The 22,354-nt window shown below is 70.4% G+C and carries 18 protein-coding genes; 11 read left to right on the top strand and 7 right to left on the bottom strand.

Going from position 1 to position 22,354, the window contains the following annotated elements; all coding sequences use genetic code 11:
* Window positions 1-27 precede the first annotated feature (27 nt).
* On the bottom strand, window positions 28-624 hold the full coding sequence (locus ACFY3D_RS36150) for a CGNR zinc finger domain-containing protein (RefSeq protein WP_389988429.1): 597 nt from the start codon (window positions 622-624) through the stop codon (window positions 28-30).
* Window positions 625-681: 57 nt separating this feature from the next.
* On the opposite strand from ACFY3D_RS36150, the gene ACFY3D_RS36145 reads away from it, so the two are divergent.
* Window positions 682-1,092, top strand: a complete 411-nt coding sequence (locus ACFY3D_RS36145; protein ID WP_389779457.1) for a YybH family protein — start codon at window positions 682-684, stop codon at window positions 1,090-1,092.
* Window positions 1,093-1,173: 81 nt separating this feature from the next.
* On the opposite strand, the gene ACFY3D_RS36140 is transcribed toward ACFY3D_RS36145, so the two are convergent.
* A complete protein-coding gene (locus ACFY3D_RS36140; protein WP_389988426.1) occupies window positions 1,174-2,328 on the bottom strand; it encodes a cellulose binding domain-containing protein in 1,155 nt (384 codons plus the stop codon).
* A gap of 452 nt (window positions 2,329-2,780) precedes the next feature.
* On the opposite strand from ACFY3D_RS36140, the gene ACFY3D_RS36135 reads away from it, so the two are divergent.
* The 10 genes from ACFY3D_RS36135 to ACFY3D_RS36090 all read left to right on the top strand — a co-directional run bounded on the left by ACFY3D_RS36135 (window position 2,781) and on the right by ACFY3D_RS36090 (window position 14,587).
* On the top strand, window positions 2,781-3,896 hold the full coding sequence (locus ACFY3D_RS36135) for a WD40/YVTN/BNR-like repeat-containing protein (RefSeq protein WP_389988423.1): 1,116 nt from the start codon (window positions 2,781-2,783) through the stop codon (window positions 3,894-3,896).
* Window positions 3,897-3,904: 8 nt separating this feature from the next.
* Window positions 3,905-4,189, top strand: coding sequence for a MoaD/ThiS family protein (locus tag ACFY3D_RS36130; RefSeq protein ID WP_350948849.1), 285 nt, complete (start codon window positions 3,905-3,907; stop codon window positions 4,187-4,189).
* Between the two features lie 373 nt (window positions 4,190-4,562).
* Window positions 4,563-4,652: a K(+)-transporting ATPase subunit F gene (gene kdpF, locus ACFY3D_RS36125; protein WP_350948848.1), complete on the top strand. Its 90-nt coding sequence runs from the start codon at window positions 4,563-4,565 to the stop codon at window positions 4,650-4,652.
* A gap of 16 nt (window positions 4,653-4,668) precedes the next feature.
* Window positions 4,669-6,330, top strand: a complete 1,662-nt coding sequence (kdpA, locus tag ACFY3D_RS36120) for a potassium-transporting ATPase subunit KdpA (protein WP_389988419.1) — start codon at window positions 4,669-4,671, stop codon at window positions 6,328-6,330.
* 53 nt (window positions 6,331-6,383) lie between these two features.
* Window positions 6,384-8,504, top strand: coding sequence for a potassium-transporting ATPase subunit KdpB (gene kdpB, locus ACFY3D_RS36115; RefSeq protein ID WP_389988416.1), 2,121 nt, complete (start codon window positions 6,384-6,386; stop codon window positions 8,502-8,504).
* The gene (locus ACFY3D_RS36110; protein WP_389988413.1) at window positions 8,505-9,359 is read left to right on the top strand and encodes a potassium-transporting ATPase subunit C; all 855 of its coding nucleotides are present in this window, start codon (window positions 8,505-8,507) and stop codon (window positions 9,357-9,359) included.
* On the top strand, window positions 9,356-11,917 hold the full coding sequence (locus tag ACFY3D_RS36105; RefSeq protein WP_389988410.1) for a DUF4118 domain-containing protein: 2,562 nt from the start codon (window positions 9,356-9,358) through the stop codon (window positions 11,915-11,917). The genes ACFY3D_RS36110 and ACFY3D_RS36105 overlap by 4 nt, the downstream gene beginning before the upstream one ends.
* Window positions 11,918-12,057: 140 nt before the next feature.
* The gene (locus ACFY3D_RS36100) at window positions 12,058-12,894 is read left to right on the top strand and encodes an aldo/keto reductase (protein ID WP_389988407.1); all 837 of its coding nucleotides are present in this window, start codon (window positions 12,058-12,060) and stop codon (window positions 12,892-12,894) included.
* Between the two features lie 192 nt (window positions 12,895-13,086).
* On the top strand, window positions 13,087-13,515 hold the full coding sequence (locus ACFY3D_RS36095; RefSeq protein ID WP_389988405.1) for an RrF2 family transcriptional regulator: 429 nt from the start codon (window positions 13,087-13,089) through the stop codon (window positions 13,513-13,515).
* A 127-nt stretch (window positions 13,516-13,642) separates the two neighbouring features.
* Window positions 13,643-14,587, top strand: a complete 945-nt coding sequence (locus ACFY3D_RS36090) for a sulfite exporter TauE/SafE family protein (protein WP_350948840.1) — start codon at window positions 13,643-13,645, stop codon at window positions 14,585-14,587.
* 180 nt (window positions 14,588-14,767) lie between these two features.
* Here ACFY3D_RS36090 and ACFY3D_RS36085 read toward each other — a convergent pair whose 3' ends face one another.
* The 5 genes from ACFY3D_RS36085 to ACFY3D_RS36065 all read right to left on the bottom strand — a co-directional run bounded on the left by ACFY3D_RS36085 (window position 14,768) and on the right by ACFY3D_RS36065 (window position 22,242).
* Window positions 14,768-16,195, bottom strand: a complete 1,428-nt coding sequence (locus ACFY3D_RS36085; RefSeq protein WP_389988401.1) for an Ig-like domain-containing protein — start codon at window positions 16,193-16,195, stop codon at window positions 14,768-14,770.
* Window positions 16,196-16,364: 169 nt separating this feature from the next.
* Complete coding sequence (locus ACFY3D_RS36080; protein WP_389988398.1) at window positions 16,365-17,435, bottom strand: S-methyl-5-thioribose-1-phosphate isomerase; 1,071 nt, start codon at window positions 17,433-17,435, stop codon at window positions 16,365-16,367.
* A gap of 259 nt (window positions 17,436-17,694) precedes the next feature.
* A complete protein-coding gene (locus ACFY3D_RS36075) occupies window positions 17,695-18,279 on the bottom strand; it encodes a DUF305 domain-containing protein (RefSeq protein ID WP_389988395.1) in 585 nt (194 codons plus the stop codon).
* A gap of 211 nt (window positions 18,280-18,490) precedes the next feature.
* On the bottom strand, window positions 18,491-20,389 hold the full coding sequence (locus ACFY3D_RS36070) for an ABC transporter ATP-binding protein (RefSeq protein WP_389988392.1): 1,899 nt from the start codon (window positions 20,387-20,389) through the stop codon (window positions 18,491-18,493).
* The gene (locus ACFY3D_RS36065) at window positions 20,386-22,242 is read right to left on the bottom strand and encodes an ABC transporter ATP-binding protein (RefSeq protein WP_389988389.1); all 1,857 of its coding nucleotides are present in this window, start codon (window positions 22,240-22,242) and stop codon (window positions 20,386-20,388) included. The genes ACFY3D_RS36070 and ACFY3D_RS36065 overlap by 4 nt, the downstream gene beginning before the upstream one ends.
* Window positions 22,243-22,354 lie beyond the last annotated feature (112 nt).

Here is a 22,354-nt window from a genome sequence, read left to right as displayed (position 1 = left end):
GCGCTTTCCACTTTCCCGTCTTTCCCGTCAGCTCTCGGGACGGCGGTCACGGCGGGTGCGGAGCTTGTGGCGGTTGCCGCAGCGGTCCATCGAGCACCAGCGTCGCGCCCCCGGACGGGAGGTGTCGAGAAACAGCAGCGGGCAGCGCTCGCCGTCGCACACCCTGATCCGGTCGAGGGCCGGCCCGCCGAACACCTCGACGGCGTCACGGGCCGCGGCGGAGAGGAACTGCGTCCCGGTGACGGGCAGGGCCCAGGAACGCTTCAGGCCGGGGCCGATGACCGGGATGGGCGGCGGCGCCGCGGCGGCCTCGTTCAGCGTGGCGAGGTCGGCCTCCGCGAAGGCGCGCGAACCCGAGGCGGCGGTCGCGGCGAGCCGCTGGAGGGCGGCGCGCAGGCGGAGGACCGCGGCGAGGTCGTCGGCGGAGACCTGGACGAGGTCGCCGAGACCCGCCCTGGAGAGCGGTATCCAGGCGGCGAGGTCGTCGGGTGTGTGCAACCGCTCCCACTTCGCGAGCCCGCCCTCGCCTCCGGTGACGAGAAGCTCCAGGCACAGCGTGCCGGCGTCGAACCTGAAGCGCTGCCCGCCGAGGGAGCCGAGCTCCATCACGTTTGCCAGGTTCATGGGTCGAGTGTAACACTGACACCGGTTAAACAGGTGTCAGTGGGAGGGAGTGCGGCGATGAGCCCCGAGCGTGAGCAGGCCGAACGTGGGTCGATCGAGCGTGAGCTGATCGAACTGTCCGAGCGGGCCTGGGAGGCGAACAGGAACGGCGACGCGGAGTTCTACGACCGCCTCCTCACCGAGGCGCCGCTGAGCGTGTCGCAGTGGGGGATCGTCGACGACCGGGAGGCGATCCTGAAGGGGTTCGCCGAGAACCGCAACCCGTACACGCGTACGGATCTGAGCGACCACCGGGTGATCGTCCTGGGTGACGGCAGCGCGACGCACACCGTCACCGTGGAGATCGACGTGCTCGTCGGCGGCACGGAAAAGCAGACCATGAGGGTCTTCGCCACCACCGCGCTGACCCGCCGCGACGGCGAGTGGCGGGCCGCCCTGTTCCAGATCAGCCCGGCCCCCACCGGCTGAGACCCGTTCCTGTCCGGAGATGCCGACGAGCGGCGTCTTCGTGTGGGGCGCGGTCCACGCGGAGACGCCGCTCGGAGGCGGTCAGCCGACGCCGCAGTCCCTTCCGTCGAGGCTGAAGCGCACGGGGGTGGGCGCGGGACCGCTGTGGGAGGCGACGAATCCGACCTGTGCCGCCGAGCCCGCGGGGATGACCCTGTTCCAGTTCTCGCTCGTGGCGGTGAGCCGCGAGCCGGTCTGGGTCCAGCCCGCGGACCAGCCGGAGACGAGGCGTACGGCCGATGTCGGGTAGTCGATCGTCAGCCTCCAGCCGTCGAAGGCGGTCGTGCCGACGTTGCGCACGGTGATCTGCGCGCTCAGCCCGGAACCCCACGTCGTCGCGTGGTACGACACCGTGCACGACGGAGGCAACGGGCTGGGGGTGGGGGTGGGGAGACCGCCCCTGGCGAGGGCCGACAGCGGATCCGACGGAACGCTGAGGTTGCCGGCCGCGTCCCTGGCGACCACGACGTAGGTGTAGCGCTCCCCGATGACCAGGCCGGATTCGCCGGAGCTCTGGTACGAGGGATGGGTGGTCGTGCCGACCTTGACGTATCCCGTCGCGGTCTCGCGGTAGACGTCGTACGCCGTCACCGCCACGTTGTCGCTCGACGGCTGCCAGCAGAACGCGACGCCCCGGTAGTCCCACGGACAGGGTTCGTTCAGGCCGGTCGGCTTGGACGGGGGCACGCGGTCGCCCGGCGGGGGGCTCGGCGAGGCGCTCGGCGTCATGCCGACCGTCGCGGACACCGTGATCAGAGCGGAGGGCGGGCTGATGTTTCCCGCCGAGTCCCTGGCCACGACGTACATCGTGTACGAGCGGTTCAGTTCGCCCGAGAAGCCGCCGACCGTGCCGGTCGTGGTGGCGACGAGGACGAAGCCGTCGACCCCCAGGCGGTACAGGTCGTAGCCGGCGATCCCCGTGTCGTCCGTCGAGGGATTCCAGCAGATGGAGGCGTAACCGGTCGAGGTGGGGATGCCCGGAACCGGGCAGGGCCGCGTTCCGGTGGGACGTGTCGGTGGCGTGGTGTCGTCGGCCGCCCCTGCCGGGACGGCGAAATGAGGGGCGTTTCTCGCCGGGGCGGCGGCCAGCGCCGTCTCTCCGGCTGGGCCGATCGTCGGTGCCGCGATGAGTAAGGCCAGGGTGAGAAGTCCGAGGGTGAGGAGGACCGCCCCCAGGGATCGCCTGCCGGATTGCATGATGCCCCTATCGGATCGCGTCGGCGTGTGACCCCCCGCAGGGATTGTGAACCACTTCCGGCATCCCGTAAAGCGGGCCGGTCCGGTGCGCCTCGGTCTTCGGCCCGGTCTGTCGGACGAACCGAGGTGAGGGTATGGGGGACGAGGGCGGCTAGTGGGCCGTCACACAACCTTGCTGGGGAAACCAGACCTGAAGAGAACCGGTCACCCGGCTGCGATACCCGGTCAACGTTCGGAGACAGGCCACTAGCGGCGGTTATCCGTCGTTCGTGGCCCCTGCCGGCCGTTCCGGCGAGTGTCGGCGGCGGTTTTGTCGGTGGGCTGTCGTAGCGTCGGTGCCCACGACCGTGGCGGGTGTGTCGCGAGCGGAGTCGACTCCGAGCCCGGCCGGACGATCGGGAGTGTGGCGCGGTGCCGGCACGGGTCGGCGCCGGGATCGGAAAGGAGCCCCGGTGAGTGGTGTACGAGTGCTGGTCGGCACGCGCAAGGGCGCGTTCATCCTGACGTCGGACGGCGGACGCGAGCGGTGGGACATCAGCGGCCCCCACTTCGGGGGCTGGGAGATCTACCACCTCACGGGATCCCCCGCCGACCCGTCCCGCCTCTACATGTCGCAGTCCGGCGGCTGGTTCGGGCAGCTGATCCAGCGGTCCGACGACGGCGGCGCGACCTGGGAGCCGGTCGGTAATCACTTCCGGTACGAAGGCGTCCTCGGCACCCACCAGTGGTACGACGGCACGCCGCACCCGTGGGAGTTCGCCCGGGTCTGGCACCTGGAGCCGTCGCTCACCGACCCGGACACGGTGTACGCGGGTGTCGAGGACGCCGCCCTGTTCCGCTCGGCCGACGGCGGGCAGAGCTGGCAGGAGCTGCCCGGGTTGCGCGAGCATCGCTCGGGGCCATCCTGGCAGCCGGGTGCCGGTGGGATGTGCCTGCACACGGTCGTCGCGGACCCGCGCGATCCCGGGCGCATCACCGTGGCGATCTCGGCGGCGGGCGTGTTCAGGACCGACGACGCCGGCAAGAGCTGGCAGCCGAAGAACCGGGGGCTGAGCTCGGAGGGCATCCCCGACCAGGACGCCGAGGTCGGCCACTGCGTCCACCACATCGCGATGCACCCTTCGCGTCCTGACGTGCTCTTCATGCAGAAGCACTGGGACGTGATGCGCAGCGACGACGCCGGTGAGTCGTGGCACGAGATCAGCGGCGACCTGCCCAGCGACTTCGGGTTCCCGATCGCCGTCCACGCGCACGAGCCGGACACCGTCTACGTCGTCCCGATCAAGAGCGACTCGGAGCACTACCCGCCCGAGGGAAGGCTGCGCGTCTACCGCAGCCGGACGGGCGGAAACGAGTGGGAGCCGCTCACCAGGGGCCTGCCGCAGAGCCACTGCTACGTCAACGTGCTGCGGGACGCGATGGCCGTCGACTCGCTGGACTCGTGCGGCGTCTACTTCGGCACCACCGGCGGGCAGGTGTACGCCTCGGCCGACTCCGGCGACAACTGGATGCCCATCGCCAGGGACCTGCCGGCCGTGCTGTCCGTCGAAGTCCAGACGCTGCCATGATCCGCGTCGTGCTCCCGGCGCATCTGCGCAACCTCGCGAGCACCGGAGGCGAGGTGGAGCTCCATGTTCAGGGGCAGGTGACGCAGCGTTCGGTCCTCGACGCGCTGGAGGCCCGCTACCCGATGTTGCGCGGGACGATCCGCGACCACGTCACGCAGCGGCGCCGCCCCTTCGTGCGGTTCTTCGCCTGCGAGCTGGACCTGTCCCACGAGCCGCCGGACACCCCGCTGCCCGAGCCGGTCGCGACGGGCGCCGAGCCGTTCATGGTCGTGGGGGCGATGGCGGGCGGGTAGGCGCGGGGGGAGGGGAGCGGTCCGCCTCCCTGCGGTCGCGGTGTATCGGGGGTGACCGCACGGAGGGGACGCTCGGCTCGACGTGCCGGAGGCCGAGGGACCCTCTGGTCCGGGGCAGGGGGACGCGGTCGTCCGGAGGTGGCCCGGGGCTCGCGTAGGGAAGGCGTCAAGTCTTGGCACCGGGGCGTATGGAACCCGTCAAGACGCGCAGGAAGCGCGGAAAACGGCGGTTTCCTTGCGTATGCCTCACCCGTCGGGTGATGGCGGACAAACCCCGGATGCGAGGAGTGGGGATGGCTGACGTCATCTTCGTCGCCCTGACGATCGCGGTCTTCGCGATCCTCGGGCTGGCCGTCAGAGCGGTGGAACGATTGTGAGCGCCGTCAACGCCGTGGGTCTGGTCGTGGTCGCCGCCCTGGTGGTCTTCATGGTCGCGGCCCTGCTCTTCCCGGAGCGCTTCTGATGAGGGAGCGCTCCTGATGTCCTCGACCACGGCGGGGATCTGGTTCATCGGATCCCTTGTCGCCGCCCTCGCGCTCGTCCACCGGCCGCTGGGCGACCACATGTACCGCGTCTACACCGGTACGAGACATCTCGCCGCCGAACGCGTGATCTACCGGCTCGTCGGTGTCCGGCCGGACGTCGAGCAGAGGTGGGGCGTCTACGCCCGAGCCCTGCTGGCGTTCTCGGTGACATCCGTCCTGTTCCTCTACGGTCTGCAGCGGCTGCAGGACAGGTTGTTCCTGTCGCTGGGGCTCGCCCCGGTGCCCGACCACGTCGCCTGGAACACCGCCGTCAGCTTCGTCACCAACACCAACTGGCAGGCCTACCCGGGTGAGTCGACGATGGGCTACCTGGTGCAGATGTCCGGCCTGGCGGTGCAGAACTTCGTGTCCGCCTCGGTGGGCATGGCGGTGGCGATCGCGCTGGTTCGCGGCTTCGCCCGCAGGAGGACCGAGGAGCTCGGCAACTTCTGGGTGGACCTGGTCCGCGGCGTCGTCCGCGTCCTGCTGCCGCTCGCCCTCGTCGGCGCGGTCGTGCTGCTGGCGGGTGGCCTGATCCAGAACTTCACCTCCCCACATGAGGTGACCACCCTGACCGGCGGCACCCAGACGATCACCGGTGGTCCGGTGGCCGGTCAGGAGATCATCAAGGAGCTGGGCAACAACGGCGGCGGGTTCTACAACACGAACTCGGCCCACCCGTTCGAGAACGCCACCGCCTGGACCAACTGGTTCGAGATCTTCGTGATCCTGCTGATCCCGTTCGCGCTGCCCCGCACGTTCGGCCGCATGGTCGGCGACCCCCGGCAGGGCCACGCGATCGTCGCGATCATGGGGACGCTCGCGCTGGCGAGCGTCGCGCTGCTGACCACGCTGGAGACCGCCCACGGCGGCACGGTCCCGCAGGCGGTGGGCGCGGCGATGGAGGGCAAGGAGGTGCGCTTCGGCGTGCCCGACTCCGCGACCTTCGCCGCGGCCACCACGCTCACCTCCACCGGAGCGGTCAACTCCTCCCACGACTCGTTCACCGCGCTCGGCGGCATGCTCACGATGTTCAACATGATGCTCGGCGAGGTCGCCCCCGGCGGCGCGGGCGCGGGCCTGTACGGCATGCTCGTCCTCGCGGTGATCACAGTCTTCGTGGCCGGCCTCATGGTCGGCCGCACCCCCGAATACCTGGGCAAGAGGATCGGCTCCCGCGAGATCAAGTTCGCCGCGATGTACTTCCTGGTCACGCCGCTGCTCGTGCTGACCGGCACGGCGCTGGCGATGGGCTCGGCCGAGCGGCGGGCGAGCATGCTCAACGGCGGCCCGCACGGTTTCTCCGAGGTGCTGTACGCCTTCACCAGCGCTTCCAACAACAACGGCTCCGCCTTCGGCGGCCTCAGCGCCAACACGCCGTGGTACGACGTCGCCCTCGGCCTGTGCATGGCCTTCGGCCGCTTCCTGCCGATCGTCTTCGTTCTCGCCCTGGCCGGATCCCTGGCGGGGCAGGCGCCGGTGCCCGTCTCCGCGGGCACGCTGCCCACGCACCGCCCGCAGTTCGTCGGCATGGCCGTCGGCGTGACGGTGATCCTCGTCGCGCTGACCTTCCTGCCGGCCCTGGCGCTCGGCCCGCTCGCGGAGGGAATACAGTGACGCCCCGGACGCTCGAAGTGCGGGGCCCCGCCCCCGCACCAGGGGAGGGAAAGGTGGGCGGCGGCCTCCTCGATCCCCGGCAACTGCTCACCTCGCTTCCCGAGGCGGTCAGGAAGCTCAACCCGGCCACGCTCTGGCGCAACCCGGTGATGCTGATCGTCGAGGCCGGCGCGGCCTTCACCACGGTGCTCGCCGTGCTCACCCCGTCGTTCTTCGCCTGGGCCACCGTGGTCTGGCTCTGGCTCACGGTGATCTTCGCCAACCTGGCCGAGGCGGTCGCCGAGGGGCGCGGCAAGGCCCAGGCGGCCACGCTGCGCGCCGCCAAGCGCGACACCACGGCGCGGCGGCTGCGCGGACGCGACTCCACCGGCTGGGACGTCGTCGGAGCCTCCGAACTGCTGCGGGGTGATTTCGTCGTCGTGGAGGCGGGGGAGATCATCCCCGGTGACGGCGACGTGGTCGACGGCATCGCCTCGGTGGACGAGTCGGCCATCACCGGTGAGTCCGCCCCGGTCATCCGCGAGTCCGGCGGCGACAGGTCGGCGGTGACCGGCGGCACGAAGGTGTTGAGCGACCGGATCGTCGTCCAGATCACCCAGCGGCCCGGTGAGAGCTTCATCGACCGGATGATTGCCCTGGTCGAGGGCGCCGACAGGCAGAAGACGCCCAACGAGATCGCCCTCAACATCCTGCTCGCGGCCCTGACGATCATCTTCCTGGTCGCGACCGCGACCATGCAGCCGTTGGCGATCTACGCCAAGGCCCAGAATCCTGGCGTACCTGACTCACTCGCCCTCACCGGGGACGGTGTCACCGGTGTCGTGCTGGTCGCGCTGCTGGTGTGCCTCATCCCGACCACCATCGGGGCGCTGCTCTCGGCGATCGGCATCGCCGGCATGGACCGGCTCGTCCAGCGCAACGTTCTCGCGATGAGCGGCCGCGCGGTCGAGGCCGCGGGAGACGTCAACACCCTGCTGCTGGACAAGACCGGCACCATCACGCTGGGCAACCGGCAGGCGTCGGAGTTCCTCACCGCCCCCGGGGTCTCCGCCGACGAGCTGGCCGCGGCCGCGCAGCTGGCCAGTCTCGCCGACGAGACCCCCGAGGGCCGTTCCATCGTGGTCTACGCCAAGCAGGCGTACGGCCTGAGGGAGCGCGGGCCGGGAGAGCTGGCGGGTGCGGAGTGGATCGGGTTCACCGCGCAGACCCGGATGAGCGGGGTCGACCTCGACCGCCGCCGGATCCGCAAGGGTTCCGCCACCGCCGTCATGAAATGGGTACGCGAGCACGGCGGCCATCCCACCGACGAGGTCGGCGGCATCGTCGACGCGGTCTCCGGCTCCGGCGGTACCCCGCTGGTCGTCGGGGAGGTCACGGGGGAGGCCGGGGGCACCGGGAACGTCGGGGGCACCGGGAACGCAGTGAGCAGGGCACGGGTCCTGGGGGTCGTCCACCTCAAGGACGTCGTCAAGCAGGGCATGCGCGAACGCTTCGACGAGATGCGCAGGATGGGCATCCGCACCGTCATGATCACGGGCGACAACCCGCTGACGGCGAGGGCCATCGCCGGCGAGGCGGGCGTGGACGACTTCCTCGCCGAGGCCACGCCCGAGGACAAGCTCGCCCTGATCAGATCGGAGCAGGAGGGCGGCAGGCTGGTCGCGATGACCGGAGACGGCACCAACGACGCGCCCGCGCTCGCTCAGGCCGACGTCGGGGTGGCGATGAACACCGGCACGTCGGCCGCGAAGGAGGCCGGCAACATGGTCGATCTCGACTCCAACCCGACCAAGCTCATCGAGATCGTCGAGATCGGCAAGCAGCTGCTCATCACCCGCGGCGCGCTGACGACCTTCTCGATCGCGAACGACGTCGCCAAGTACTTCGCGATCATTCCCGCGATGTTCGCGGCGGTCTACCCGGGCCTGGACGCGCTGAACGTCATGCGCCTGTCCAGTCCGCAGTCGGCGATCCTGTCCGCGGTCGTCTTCAACGCGGTCGTCATCGTGGCGCTGATACCGCTCGCCCTGCGCGGTGTGCGCTACCGCCCCTCCAGCGCGTCGAGGCTGCTCAGCCGCAACCTCTACGTCTACGGTCTGGGTGGGATCGTCGTGCCCTTCGTCGGCATCAAGTTGATAGATCTGATCGTCCAGTTTCTTCCGGGGATGTCTTAAATGGAGCGCCTGCCCAGCTGGATCCTCCGGCATCTCGCCGCGCTCCGCGCGCTGCTCGTCCTCACCCTCGTCACCGGGGCCGTCTACCCGCTCGTGGTCACCGGCATCGCTCAGACGGTGTTCCACGCCGGCGCCAACGGCTCCCTCGTCCAGAAGGACGGAAAGGACGTGGGAAGCGCGATCGTCGGCCAGAGCTTCACCGGCGCCGACGGCAGACCGGCCGGCCGCTACTTCCAGAGCAGGCCGTCGGTGGCCGGTGCCGGCTACGACATGCTCTCCACCGCCGCGAGCAACCTCGGGCCCGAGGATGTCGTGGACGTCCTGCCCGTCCCCGGGACGAACGGCGGGGAGGGCAGGCGGAGCCTGCTCACCCAGGTCTGCGCCCGCTCCAGGGCCGTCGGGGAGCTGGAGGGGGTCAGTGGCGCCCGGCCGTACTGCGCGCCCGACGGGGTGGGCGCCGTGCTGAAGGTCTTTCCCGTCGCGGGCATCCCCTCCCGGGTCGTGAGCGTGAACCAGGCATGTCCCGCGAGCCCGTTCGTCGCCGAGTATCGTGGTGTGAGGGTCGAGTGCGGCAGGCCGGGCGAGGACTACGCGGCCGGGCGCACCGTCCCGGTCCGCGGCACGGCGAGGGCCGTGGTGCCCGCCGACGCGGTCACCGCCAGTGGTTCCGGCCTCGACCCGCACATCTCCGTCGCGTACGCCGACCTTCAGGCACCCCGGGTGGCCAGGGAGCGCGGCCTGCCCGTGGAGACGGTGAGGGGGCTGATCATGGAGAACACCACCGGCCGTCCTCTCGGCTTCATGGGCGAACCGGCGGTGAACGTCCTCGAACTCAACCTGGCCCTCGACCGATGAGCAGGGGGCGAGGGCGGCTGCGTGTCTATCTCGGGGCGGCCCCGGGTGTCGGCAAGACGTACATGATGCTCTGCGAGGGGCACCGCCGCCTCGCGAGGGGCACCGACGTCGTCGTGGGCCTCGTCGAGACCCATGACCGTCCCCGCACCGCCGAGCTGCTCGACGGCCTGGAGGCGATCCCGCGCAAGAGCATGGTCCACCGCGACAGCGTGTTCACCGAGCTCGACGTGGACGCCGTCATCGCCAGGAGGCCCAGGGTGGCCCTGATCGACGAGCTGGCCCACACCAACGTGCCGGGCTCGCGCAACGCCAAACGCTGGCAGGACATCGAGGAGATCCTGGAGGCGGGCATCGACGTCATCTCCACCGTCAACATCCAGCATCTGGAGTCGCTCAACGACGTGGTCAAGGAGATCACCGGGGTGGCCCAGCGCGAGACGGTGCCCGACGAGGTGGTGCGCCGCGCCGACCAGGTGGAGCTGGTGGACATGGACCCGGAGGCGCTGCGGCGGCGGATGGCGCACGGCAACGTGTACGCCCCGGAGAAGGTCGACGCGGCACTGTCGAACTACTTCAGGGCCGGCAACCTGACCGCGTTGCGTGAGCTGGCGCTGCTGTGGGTGGCGGACAAGGTCGACGAGCAGCTCGACCGCTACCGCGCCGATCACGGCATCGCGGGCACCTGGGAGGCGCGCGAGCGCGTCGTGGTCGCGCTGACCGGTGGCCCGGAGGGCGACGCGCTGATACGGCGGGCCGCCAGGGTCGCGGGCAGGGGCCAGGGGGCCGACCTGCTGGCCGTGCACGTCACACGCTCCGACGGCCTGGCCGGAGCCGACCCCGCGAGCACGGCCCGTCAGCGCACCCTGGTGGAGGACCTGGGCGGCACCTACCACCAGGTCGTCGGCGACGACGTACCGACCGCACTGCTGGACTTCGCGCGCGGCGTGAACGCCACCCAGCTGGTGCTGGGGGCGTCCCGGCGTGGCCGGTTCGCCCAGATTCTCTCGCGGGGGGTCGGGGTGACCACGACCGCGCGCTCCGGGTCCATCGACGTTCATATGATCACTCACGACGAGGTGAAAAGGACACGTGCCCGCGCTCCGTCACGGGCCGCGCTGACCCGCACCCGCCGGGTGGCGGGCTGGCTCCTCGCGGTTCTCGGGCTGCCGCTCCTGACACTGGCGCTGCAGCCCTTCCGCGGCGCCGTGAACCTGCCGAGCGACATACTCCTCTTCCTGCTCATGGTGGTCGTGGTCGCCCTGGTCGGCGGCATGTGGCCGGCCGTCACCGCCGCCGTGCTCGGCTTCCTGCTGCTCAACTACTTCTTCACCGCGCCCGTCGATCGCCTCGCCGTCGCAGCCCCGGAGAACCTGTTCGCGCTGAGCGTCTACGTCCTGGTGGCCGTCATGGTGAGCGCGGTCGTGGACGTCGCCGCCCGCCGTACCCGGGATGCGGCCCGCGCCCGCGCCGAGGCGGAGGTCCTCTCCACCCTGGCCGGGCACGTGCTCCGCGGCGAGCACGCGCTCGCCTCGCTGCTCGCCCGCCTGAGGGAGACCTTCGCGCTGGCCTCGGTCACCATGCTGGAACGCGTCGGCGAGCAGGGACCCGACGACCAGTCCGACCCCGAGGCGTGGCGGATCGTGGCCACCGCCGGTGACGCGCCCTGCACCTGCCCGGGAGTCGCGGACACCGACGTCGTCGTCGACGAACGGCTCGTCCTGGCCATCCGGGGCAGGCTGCTGGAGGCGTCCGACCGGCGGCTGCTGGAGGCGTTCGCCGCAGAGGCGGGGGTGGCGCTGCGGCAGGACCGGCTGGCGCGGGAGGCGGAGCGGGTCAGGCCGCTCGCCGAGGCCGACAGGATGCGCACCGCGCTGCTCGCCGCGGTCAGCCACGACCTGCGCACCCCGCTCGCCTCGGCGAAGGCCGCCGTGGAGAGCCTGCGCAACACCGGCGTCGACTGGTCCGCCGAGGACAGGCGGGAGTTGCTCGCCACGGCGGACGAATCCCTGGTCAAGCTGGACCGCCTGGTCACCAACCTGCTTGACATGAGCCGCCTGCAGGCGGGAGTGCTCGGGCTGGCACTGGAGCCGACCGCGTTCGAGGACGTCGTGCCACGCGCCGTCGACGACCTCGGCCCGCTGTCCCAGCGGATCGAGGTGGACCTCTCCGACGATCTGCCCGAGGTCGTCGCCGACCAGGTGCTGCTGGAACGAATCCTGGTCAATCTCATGTCCAACGCCGTCCGCCACAGTCCCGAGGGCCGAAACGTCCTCGTCACGGCCGGCGAGTACGGCGACCACGTGGAGCTCCGCGTCGTCGACCGGGGTGCGGGCATCCCGCGTGACGCCTACGACCGGGTCTTCATGCCCTTCCAGCGGCTCGGGGACCGCGACAACCACACCGGCGTCGGCCTGGGGCTCGCGCTCTCCCGAGGGCTCGCCGAGGCGATGGCCGGCACCCTGCTGCCTGAGGAGACACCGGGCGGCGGTCTCACCATGATCCTGACACTTCCGGTTTCCTCCCCCTCGCGACCCCACCCCCCGGAGGAACGACGGTGACCCGTGTCCCACCGCGGTGGAACGAGGCTCGAGGGCTGTTTTCCGGCGTCTCCGCGTACTGGGCCGATAGGACTCGCACCCGAACTCCCCGCCGCGACCCGGTGACAGCCGGTAGGGGTCTGCGTGGAAGGCTGTCAATCATGACTGTTCTGGACATTCCAACGGTGAAACTGGTCAACGGCGCGGACATCCCGCAGGTCGGCCTGGGAACCTGGCCCATGTCGGACGCGGAGGCGGAGAGCGCGGTCGCCGCCGCCGTCGAGATGGGCTACCGGCTGGTGGACACCGCCCACGCTTACTACAACGAGACCGGGGTGGGGCGTGGGCTGCGGGCCTCCGGCGTGCCGAGGGAGGAGCTGTTCGTCACCACCAAGCTGCACGACGAGTGGCACGGATACGACGCCGCGCAGGAGGCCTACCAGGCCAGCCTGGACCGGCTCGGCCTCGACTACGCCGACCTCTACCTGATCCACTGGCCGCGGCCGCGCAAGGATCGCTATGTAGAGGCATGGAAAGGCATGGTCAAGCTGCTGAGGGACGGCCGCGTGCGGGCGATCGGCGTGTCGAACTTCAAACCGGCCCACATCGAGCGGCTGCTGGCCGAGACCGGCGTGGTGCCCGACGTGAACCAGATCCAGCTCAACCCGTTCCTCACCCGTGACGAGCCCCGGGCCTACAACGCCGAGCACGGGATCGTCACCCAGTCCTGGAGTCCCATCGGGCGAGGGGGCGACCTGCTGGAGCATCCGGTCGTCACGGCCGTCGCCGAGCGGCACGGCAGGACCCCCGCCCAGATCGTGCTGCGCTGGCACATCGAACTCGGGCTGATCACCGTGCCGAAGTCGTCCAGTGCCGAGCGGATAAGGGGCAACGCCGACATCTTCGACTTCGCCCTCACCTCGGAGGAGGTCGCCGAGCTGTCCTCCCTCGACCGAGGTGAGGCCGCCGCGATCGACTCGGACGCGGCCGATGGCTGACCTCGTCGGACTTCGGCGAACCTCACCGCCGCGCTGACCCCTCGCCCGCAGGTCAGGCGTCGCCGCCCCTGGTGGCCCGGTCTCGCACAGCCGCGAGAATATTTCACGGTTAACCTATAGAGATAGTAGATTTAACCGAGACCAGTCCACGCGAGGCCGAAGGCAGAGGCGCACTGTCGGGGGGACTTTCGGATGCACGTCACGGCTCGGAGCGACTACGCCATAAGAGCGATGCTGGTCATCGCGCTGAGCGATCCCGACCCGGTCAAGTCGGAGACGATGGCCCAGGCGCAGGAGATCCCGGCGAGTTTCCTGCGCGGCATTCTGACCGACCTGCGCCGCGCCGATCTCGTCTTCGCCCAGCGGGGTCACGAGGGCGGCTTCACGCTCGCCCGGCCGCCCGTCGACATCTCGGTCGGAGACGTCCTGCGCGCGGTCGGCGGCGAACTGACCTCGGTGAGGGGAGTGCCGGCCGGTGACGTGGCCTACTTCGGAGAGGCGGTGCGACTGCGCACCGTGTGGCTGAACATCGAAACCTCGATAAGCGCCATCGTCGACACCGTCAGCCTGGCGGCCCTCCTGACGCCGGCGACCCGGACCGGCAGGCGGCGCAGGGTCTGACCTCGTGTGTGGGACGAAGATTCCCATCCCTTGAGACGTCTTGCTTGAAACGTGACTTGACGTCGCCTTGGCCTTCATTCACCATAATTCCTATCAACAGAGTGGGAAAAATAGGAAGGGGGGCGTTGTGCGTGCGCTCATCCTCTTGGGCCTAGTCGGCTTCGCGGCGCAGCTCGTCGACGGAAGCCTCGGCATGGCCTACGGTGTCACCTCGACGACTCTGCTCCTGGCCATCGGTACCAACCCCGCCGCCGCCTCGGCCACCGTCCACCTCGCCGAGATCGGCACCACCCTCGCCTCAGGCATCTCCCACTGGCGCTTCAACAACATCGACTGGAAAGTCGTCGCCAAGATCGGTGTTCCCGGCGCGATCGGCGCGTTCGTGGGAGCGACCTTCCTGTCCGGCCTCTCCACCGAGGTCGCGGCCCCGATCATGTCGATCATCCTGCTCACGCTGGGTGTCTACGTCCTGATCCGCTTCACGGCCTTCGGTCTCCCGCGCGGCAACCTGGGCAAGCCGCTCCGCAAGCGCTTCCTCGCCCCCCTCGGTCTGGTCGCCGGATTCGTCGACGCCACCGGTGGTGGCGGCTGGGGGCCGGTCGGCACCCCGGCGATCCTCGCCAGCGGCCGCCTGGCGCCGCGCAAGGTGATCGGTTCCATCGACGCCAGCGAGTTCCTGGTCGCCATCGCCGCCAGCGTCGGCTTCTTCGTCGGTATCGGCTCCGAGAACATCGACTTCTCCTGGGTCGCCGTCCTGCTGATCGGCGGCGTCATCGCGGCTCCCATCGCCGCCTGGCTCGTCCGTCACATCCCGCCGCGCATCCTGGGCTCCGCCGTCGGCGGCATCATCGTCCTGACCAACATCAGGACCCTGCTGCGCAGCGACTGGATCGACGCCTCCGGCGGCGTCCAGACCGCCGCCTACATCACCATCGCCGTCCTGTGGGCCGCCGCCATCGCTTACTCGGTCCGTGAGTACCGCCGCGACCGCGACAACGAGACGGTCGAGGCGATCGAGGAGGAGGAGAAGCGCCGCGCCGCGGAGCAGGAGACCGCGGGCACCGCGAGCTGACCCCGGCGGCGTCCTCCGGCGCACCGCACGCGTGAAGGCCCCTCTCGCACGAAGCGAGAGGGGCCTTCACGCGTTTGCGCCCGCCCGGTCCTCGTCCTGAGTCGCGCGACGGTCAGGACTCCGAGAGGGGCGGGACGGCCGGTCGGTTCGTGGTACGCGTCCCCGGGATGCCGCCCGCCTTCACGGGCTCTTGGACATGGGCAGGCAGGGCGGCGTCTGGAACACCACGCCGTCCAGGAAGTTGCCGGCTGTCGGGGTGCCCCCTGCGGCCGACACCGACTCGAAGGCGAATCGTGTGGTGGTCTGTCCGGGAGGGACGACGTACGTCCCGGTGTACTGGCGCCAGGCGGTGTTGTCGTCGGAGATGTCCGGGGAGGAGGCCCCGGTGGGGACCTGGGCCACGGTCGCGCCCGGTGCGCCGATGAGCACCCGCATCACGTCGGTACCGAGACGGCCCCGGTGATAGAGCGACCAGGTCATCGGTGTTCCCGGAACGGTGGGCAGGTCCTGATAGAGGGTGGAGACCTGGTTGGCGTTGAGCTCGGCGAACTGCCGGCCCTCGGCGGCCGGGATCCCGCTCGCGCCGCCGGGCCAGAACTCCAGCTTGTTGTCGGTGGCGGTGGTGCGCCAGCCGACGGCAGGGTCGACGGAGGCGTCGGAGATGGACCAGTCGACCGTGGCCACGGGCGGTGCCTCGAAGCCGCCGTTGACCAGGTTGACCGGTGTGTAGGCACAGGTCACCGTGACCGTGACCGTGGCGGTGCTGGTTCCGCAGGCGGTGGTGATGGTGTAGGTGAAGGTGTCGGTGCCACCGAGGTTCGCCGCGGGTGTGTAGACCACGGTGCCACCGGAGATCGTCGCGGTGCCGTTGGCGGGCTGGGTGACGCCGCTGATCGTCGGTGAGGTCGCGGTGTCGTTGGCCAGGACGGGAACGCTGACGGCCGTGCCCTGGCCGGTGGTGGCGGTGTCGTCGGTGGCCCTGGTGGGTGAGATGGACTGCCCGGTGGCGATCTGGATCGGGGGGGCGGGTGTGTTGTTCCCGAGCTGGCCCGGCGCGGCGATGACGCTGCTGATCCCGGTCGGCCGGATGGTCATCGCTCCCCCCGCGGTGCCCTGCCTCACCTGGAAGGTGATCACCTTCGCGGGCGGGTCGGTCTTGGTCCCCGAGGAGGCGATCGTCAGGGTGGTGCCACTGATGGTGCCCGCCCCCGACTGGCCGATGACGTCGGCGTAAGCGAGCAGCGACGACAGGTCCCAGGTGGTGGTGTAGCGGCTGACCAGCAGCGGCCACTGGGCCGTGCGGTGCGTCAGCGTGAGGGTGAAGGTGCCGCCCGGTGCGATCTGTCCGCCCCACAGGGGCGGGGAGGTGACGACCGGGACCGACCCGCTGCCCAGCCTCATGCCGAGCGCGTTCTTCCAGTAGTAGTCCACGGGGTAGGTCGCCTGCCCCTGCCGGACGCACGGCGCGGCGGCTCGTTTGACGTCCTGGCGCGCGGTGGCGGTGGCGTGCGCACCGGTGTCGGCCGTCGCGGGTGTCCCCGGTACGGCCAGCAGTGCCAGCAGGGCGCAGGCCAACGCGGTGAGCGCGGATCTGGATCGTTGTGACACCAACGTCGAACTCCCGTTCTGTCGTGAGGGATGTCCTCGTAGATCAACTTCACAGCGCACACTACTCTCTGTGGTCGATCCACCGCGTTAGGTGTTCACGTGGCTTCCGTGTCGCGTCCGGCGTACGGCGTCGGTACCGCGGACCGGACCGTACCCCGGGCCGGAACGGCTACAGCGGGTGGGCCGGGGCGTCCGCCGGCGGACGCCCCGGAGGGCCGAAGTGCTCCGACACGCGCTCGGCGGGGTAGGCGCCGTTCTCGGTCACGATTCTCGTCACCAGGTGCGGCGGGGTGGCGTCGAAGGCGGGATAGTGGCCGGTCACGCCCTCGCCCGCGGTGCGCGTCCCCAGAACGTGCAGGACCTCGTCGCCGTTCCGCCGTTCGATGACGACGTCGCCGATACCCGGTGCCCGCGGATCGGGTGCCGGGATCACCACGTAGTACGGGACGTCGAAGGCGCGGGCGGCGAGCGCCACTCCGAGGGTGCCGACCTTGTTCACCACGTGCCCGTCCATCGTCACCCGGTCCGCCGCGGTCAGCGCCACGTCGGCGAGCCCGTCGGACAGTACCGAGGCGACCATCCCGTCGGTGATGAGGGTGGGCCGGTAGCCCATCTCCACGAGTGTCGGCGCGGTCAGCCGTGCCCCCTGCAGGTAGGGCCGGGTCTCGGTGCAGATGAACTCCAGTCGCTTGCCCGCCTCCTGAGCGGCCTCGACGGTGGCTATCAGGTAGGCGTCCGCCCAGCAGTGGGTGAGGACGCGGGCGCCGTCGTCGAGCAGCGCGGCCGCGTGCCTGCCCATGGCCGCGCTGCTCGACAGGTAGGCCGCGTCGTGCTCGGACGCCGCCCGGGTCACGGCCTCCACCAGCTCGTCCCCGCAGGCCTGCGGCAGTGGCCCGTTCACCGTGGCGGCGAGGACGGCCTCCACGGCGTCGCGGATGTGGTTGTTCGTGGGCCGGGTCGCGATCAGCCGGTCGCCCGCCTCGCGCAGCCGCACCGCGGCCCGGCCCGGCGGCTCGCCCCGCGCCTCGCGGGCGGCCAGTGTCATCCCGGCGGTCGCCGCGAACGAGGGGCCGGTGCTCTGGGTGACCATCCGCTCGATGGCCACCGCGACGTCCTCGCTGGTGGCACAGCGCACCCAGCGGTGCTCGAAGGGATAGACCCGGCGGTCGAGGATCTCCACGGCGTCCTCGGTGATCCGGACGGAGTCCGCGAGGACAGGGCGCCTTCGGGTCGTGCTCATGAGACCTCCAGCGGGGGATCAGGCGGTCTGCCGCCATTCTGCTCGCCACACCGGACGCCGCTCGGCGTCACCGCCACCACCGCGACCCGGTTGCGCCTCGCGCTTATGCCCTTTTTGGGAGGCTGTGTACCCACGGAGGGCGGGTCGTTCCCGGACAACCCGCCGCTTTGAAGGAACGAAGAGCCCGAGCGGACCCGGAGACGAGGTCAGAGGGACACCGAGTCGACCGGAAGTGGATTCGGCGGAAGCCGGAGACGGGTCAGGCGAGCTTCTCGCCGATCTCGGCGATCTGGGCGCGCTGCTCGGTGACCATCTTCTCCGCCAGGAGGGTGGTGGGCCGGTGCCTGCCCAGCGCGATCGCGACCTGGGCCATCTGGACACCGCTGTTGAGGTGCTTGCCCAGCACGCTCAGCCACAGCTTGTCGAAGGCGGCGCCGGACCGTTTCCTCAGGGAGGCGATCTGGGTGGCCGACAGCATGCCCGGCATGTCGTGCGCGGAGTGGTCGCCCTCCGCCGGTACCTCGACCTCCCACGACCGCAGCCAGCCGGACATCAGGTCGATGTCGGCCGCCTCTTTTTTCTTGATCTTCGCGGCGAGGTCGTTCACGTACGGGTTCTCGCTCCGGCCGGTCACCAGGTCGGCGAGCTGGATCGTCTGCCGGTGGTGGGGAATCATCTCCTGGGAGAAACGGACGTCCGCGTCGGCCCGATCGCCGGCGAGTCCCACCGCTTGGACGGGGGGTTCGGCGGTCATGGCCGCTGACGAGCACCCGGCGGCCAGCATGGCGGAGACCAGCAAGGAGGCGGTCAGAGACCGTCGCTTGCGCGACCGCCGGGTGCTCATCGAAATCACTGCCCCTTTCCTGCGGGTGGGAAGGATCATTCGTGCCGTTCCGCCCTGAGATACGCGGGTCCCCTTCCCACGGTTCAGGGTTCGCCGGAAATCGTGTGCCCGGAATTCCGGACGCCGGTTCTGCGGGCGGGGCACGGAATTCCGGGATCGGGGAGCGAGGGAGGGCGGTTCGGGAGTGTGAGCCCTCCCCGCCGCCGGTGGATCAGCCGGGGGCGTCGCGGTGGTCGGAGACGCTGTCGAGCCAGGCGCGGTGCAGGTCGGCGTAGCGGCCCGCCCGCTCGACGAGCTCGCCGGGCGGACCGTCCTCGGTGATCCTGCCGCCCTCCATCACCAGCACCCGGTCGGCGATCTCGACGGTCGACAGGCGGTGCGCGATGATCAGGGCCGTCCGGTCCGCCAGGATCGTCCGCATCGCCCGCTGCACCAGCCGCTCGCCGGCGACGTCCAGGCTGGACGTCGCCTCGTCGAGGATCAGCACCGCCGGGTCGGCGAGGAACGCCCTGGCGAACGCCACCAGCTGCCGCTGCCCGGCCGACAGCCGGCCGCCGTGCTTGCCGACCTGGGTGTCGTACCCGTCGGGGAGCGCGGAGACGAACGTGTCGGCGCCGATCGAGCGGGCCGCCGCCACGATGTCCGCCATGCTCGCGCCGGGTCGGCCGAACCTGATGTTGTCCGCCACCGACCCGCTGAACAGGAAGTTCTCCTGGGTGACCAGGACCACCGCGGCGTGCCGCGTCTGCTCGCCGAGGTCGCGCAGGTCGACCCCGTCCAGCAGCACCCGCCCCGCGACGGGGTCGTAGAACCTGGAGGCCAGCTTCGCCAGCGTGGTCTTGCCCGCCCCCGTGGTGCCGACGAGCGCCACGGTCTGCCCGGCGGGGACCACCAGATCCAGCCGGGGCAGCACGGGGGTGCCGTCCAGGTAGGAGAACTCCACGCCCTGGAACTCGATCCTCCCGCATGGCCGCTCCAGCGCCACCGGGTCAGCGGGCTCGGCCACCATGGGGTGCTCCTGCAGCACGCCGGAGAGCTTCTCCAGCCCCGCACCGGCCGACTGGAACGTGTTATAGAACTGCGAGATCTCCTGCATCGGCTCGTAGAACTGGCGCAGGTAGAGCAGGAAGGCGGCCAGCACTCCCACCGTGACCTCGCCCTGGATCGCGAGCGTGCCCCCGTAGAGCAGGACGGCCGCGATCGTCACGTTCCCGATGAGCTTGACGCCCGGAGAGAAGATCGCGACCAGGTGCATGCTGCGCCGGTTGGCGTCGCGGTAGTCGGCGTTCAGCTGGGAGAAGATCGCCTGGTTGCGCGGCTCCCCGCGGAACGCCTGGACCGCGCGCATGCCGGCCATCGACTCCACGAAGTGGACGATCACCAGCGCCACGGTCTCCCGCGTCCTGCGGTAGACGATGCTCGACTGCCGCCGGAACCAGCCGGTGAACAGCATCAGGACCGGCAGCGGCAGCAGCGCGACCACGCCGAGGTGGACGTCCAGGACGAGCAGCAGGACCGCCGTGCCGACCAGTGTCAGCACGGCGGTGACGAGGTCGTCGAAACCCGACTGCAGCATCTCGGAGATGGCGTCGATGTCGGAGGTGAGCCGGGAGACGACCCGGCCCGAGGTGTAGTCCTCGTGAAACGAGAGCGACAGCCTCTGGAAGTGGACGAACACCCGCCGCCGCAGTTCCAGCAGGATGCTCTGGCCGATGTGCCCGGCCATCCTGAGGAATATCCGCCGGGTCACCAGCTGGACGGCCGCCGCCGCCAGGATCGCCACGACGACCGTCACCAGCGTTCGCGGCCCCGCGCCCGCCAGCATCGGCGGGATGCCCGCGTCGATGCCCACCTTGACCAGGTAGGGGATGGAGAGCGAGGCGGCGTTGCAGGTCACGATGATGACGACGAGCAGGACGAGCCTCCTGCGGTACGGGCGCAGCAGGTCGCCCAGCAGCCGCCTGGACCTGTCACGCAGCAGGAACGACACCTGCGCCGACAGCTCCTCCTGGTTCTCGGCCGCGACGCCCCGCCACTCCCGGGACCCGTTCGCGTTCTCGGCACCGGAAGGCTTGGCCGAGGGATGGGTGGAGGGTTCGGTCACGCTCACAGCCGCGCCTCCTCGGTGTCCGGGGCGGCCGACAGCAGCGCGCGGTACTCGGGCACGCTCGCCATGAGTTCGTGGTGCTCGCCGACGTGCGCGATCGTGCCGTCGAGCAGCAGGGCCACCCTGTCGGCGAGGAGTACGGTGGAGGCCCGGTGGGCGACGACGATCCCGGTCGCCTCGCGCAGCACGTGCCGGAGCGCCTCCTCCACCAGGGCCTCGGTCTCGACGTCGAGGGCCGACAGCGTGTCGTCCAGCACGAGAATCCTGGGACGGCTGAGCACCGCGCGTGCCAGTGCGAGCCGCTGGCGCTGGCCGCCGGACAGGGACATGCCCTGCTCGCCGATCCTGGTCTCCAGCCCCCACGGCAGTGCGTGGACGAACCCGGCCTGGGCGATCCGCAGCGCCTGCTCGATCTCCTCCTCACTCGCGTCGTGCCGTCCCAGCGTGAGGTTCTCCCTGACGCTCATCGAGAACAGCGTCGGTTCCTCGAAGGCGGTGGCGACCATCGAGCGCAGTGTGGGCAGCGGCAGGTCGCGGACGTCGACCCCGTCGATCGTGACCCGGCCGGTGCCGACGTCGTGCAGCCGTGGCACCAGGGAGGTCAGCGTGGTCTTGCCCGACCCCGTCGCGCCCACGACCGCGAGCGTCTCTCCCGGACGCACCTCCAGCCAGACGTCGTGGAGCACGGGTTTCCCGTCACCGGGGAAGGTGAACCCCGCTCCCTCGAAGCGCAGGTGTCCTCGGGGCCGTTCGATCACGGCGGTGCCTCCGACGATCTCCGGTTCGGTGTCGAGCACCTCCATCACCCGGTCCGCCGCGGTCATCGCCTCCTGGCCCATCGTGAGGATGAAGCCGAGCGCGGAGACGGGCCAGACCAGTTGCAGCATCAGGGTGGCGAAGGCCACCAGCGTGCCCAGCGTCAGCGTGCCGGAGCCGACCGCCAGGGCACCGAGCAGCAGCACGAGCGCGAGGGTGATGTTCGGGATCACCTCAAGGAAGGTGAAGAACCTGGCCGACAGGCGGACCTTCTCCATCGAGGTCCCGTAGACCTTCAACGCCCCTTTCTCGAAGATTCCGGAGACGTACGGGCCGCGGCCGAACGCCTTGATCGTGCGGATGCCGGCCGCGGACTCCTCGACGACCGTGGCGAGGTCGCCCTGCTCGTCCTGGACCCGCCGGGAGATGGTGATGTACTCGCGTTCGAAGCGCAGGGTGGTGACCATGATCGGCACCGCCGAGGCGACGACCAGCAGCCCGAGCGGCCAGTACATGTGGAGCAGCAGCCCGGTCACCGTCGCGATCTGGACGGTGGTGAGGACGAGGAAGAGCAGGCCGAAGCCGAGGAAACGCCGGATCGTCGACAGGTCGGTCGTCACCCGGGAGAGCAGCTGGCCCGACTGCCAGGAGGAATGGAACCCCATCGGCAGCCGCTGGAGGTGGCGGTAGATGTCGTCGCGGAGGCTGGTCTCCAGGCCGAGGACGGCGGCGGCCAGCAGCCACCGCCTCAGGAAGACGAGCAGTGCCTCGATCGCGCCCAGCGCGCAGGCGAGCAGTGCGAGGGGTGGCACGGCCCCCGCCTCGCCGCGGGCGACGGGACCGTCGATGATCTCTCTGCCGATCAGCGGGATGGCGATGCCGATCGCGACCGCGGTGAGGGACAGCACCCAGATGGCGACAAGGCGGCCGACGTACGGGCGGAGGTAGGACTTCAGTCGCCACAGGGAGCCCGCCCCGGCGCGGCGCGAGGGGAGGGGGCGCGAAGTCAGGGATGCCGGGTTGGTGGCGGAGGCATGGGTGTTGTCGGTATTGTCGGTGTTGTTGGTACTGGCTGAGGTGTTTCCGGTGTCAGGGGGCATCGGCAGGCGGCACGCTCCTCACGGTGTTCTGACCAGGTGAGAGCCGTCCGGGGCAGGGCAGGCCGGAGCGCCATCCCTCCCAACCGGTCTCCCGTACCACCGCTCCAGGTGG

Origin of the sequence: Streptosporangium sp. NPDC000509 (assembly GCF_042898365.1) — a bacterium.
In the GTDB taxonomy this organism is placed as follows: domain Bacteria; phylum Actinomycetota; class Actinomycetes; order Streptosporangiales; family Streptosporangiaceae; genus Streptosporangium.
The sequence above is the reverse complement of the archived record's forward strand: the minus strand, read 5'-3'. Positions and strand labels throughout refer to the sequence as shown.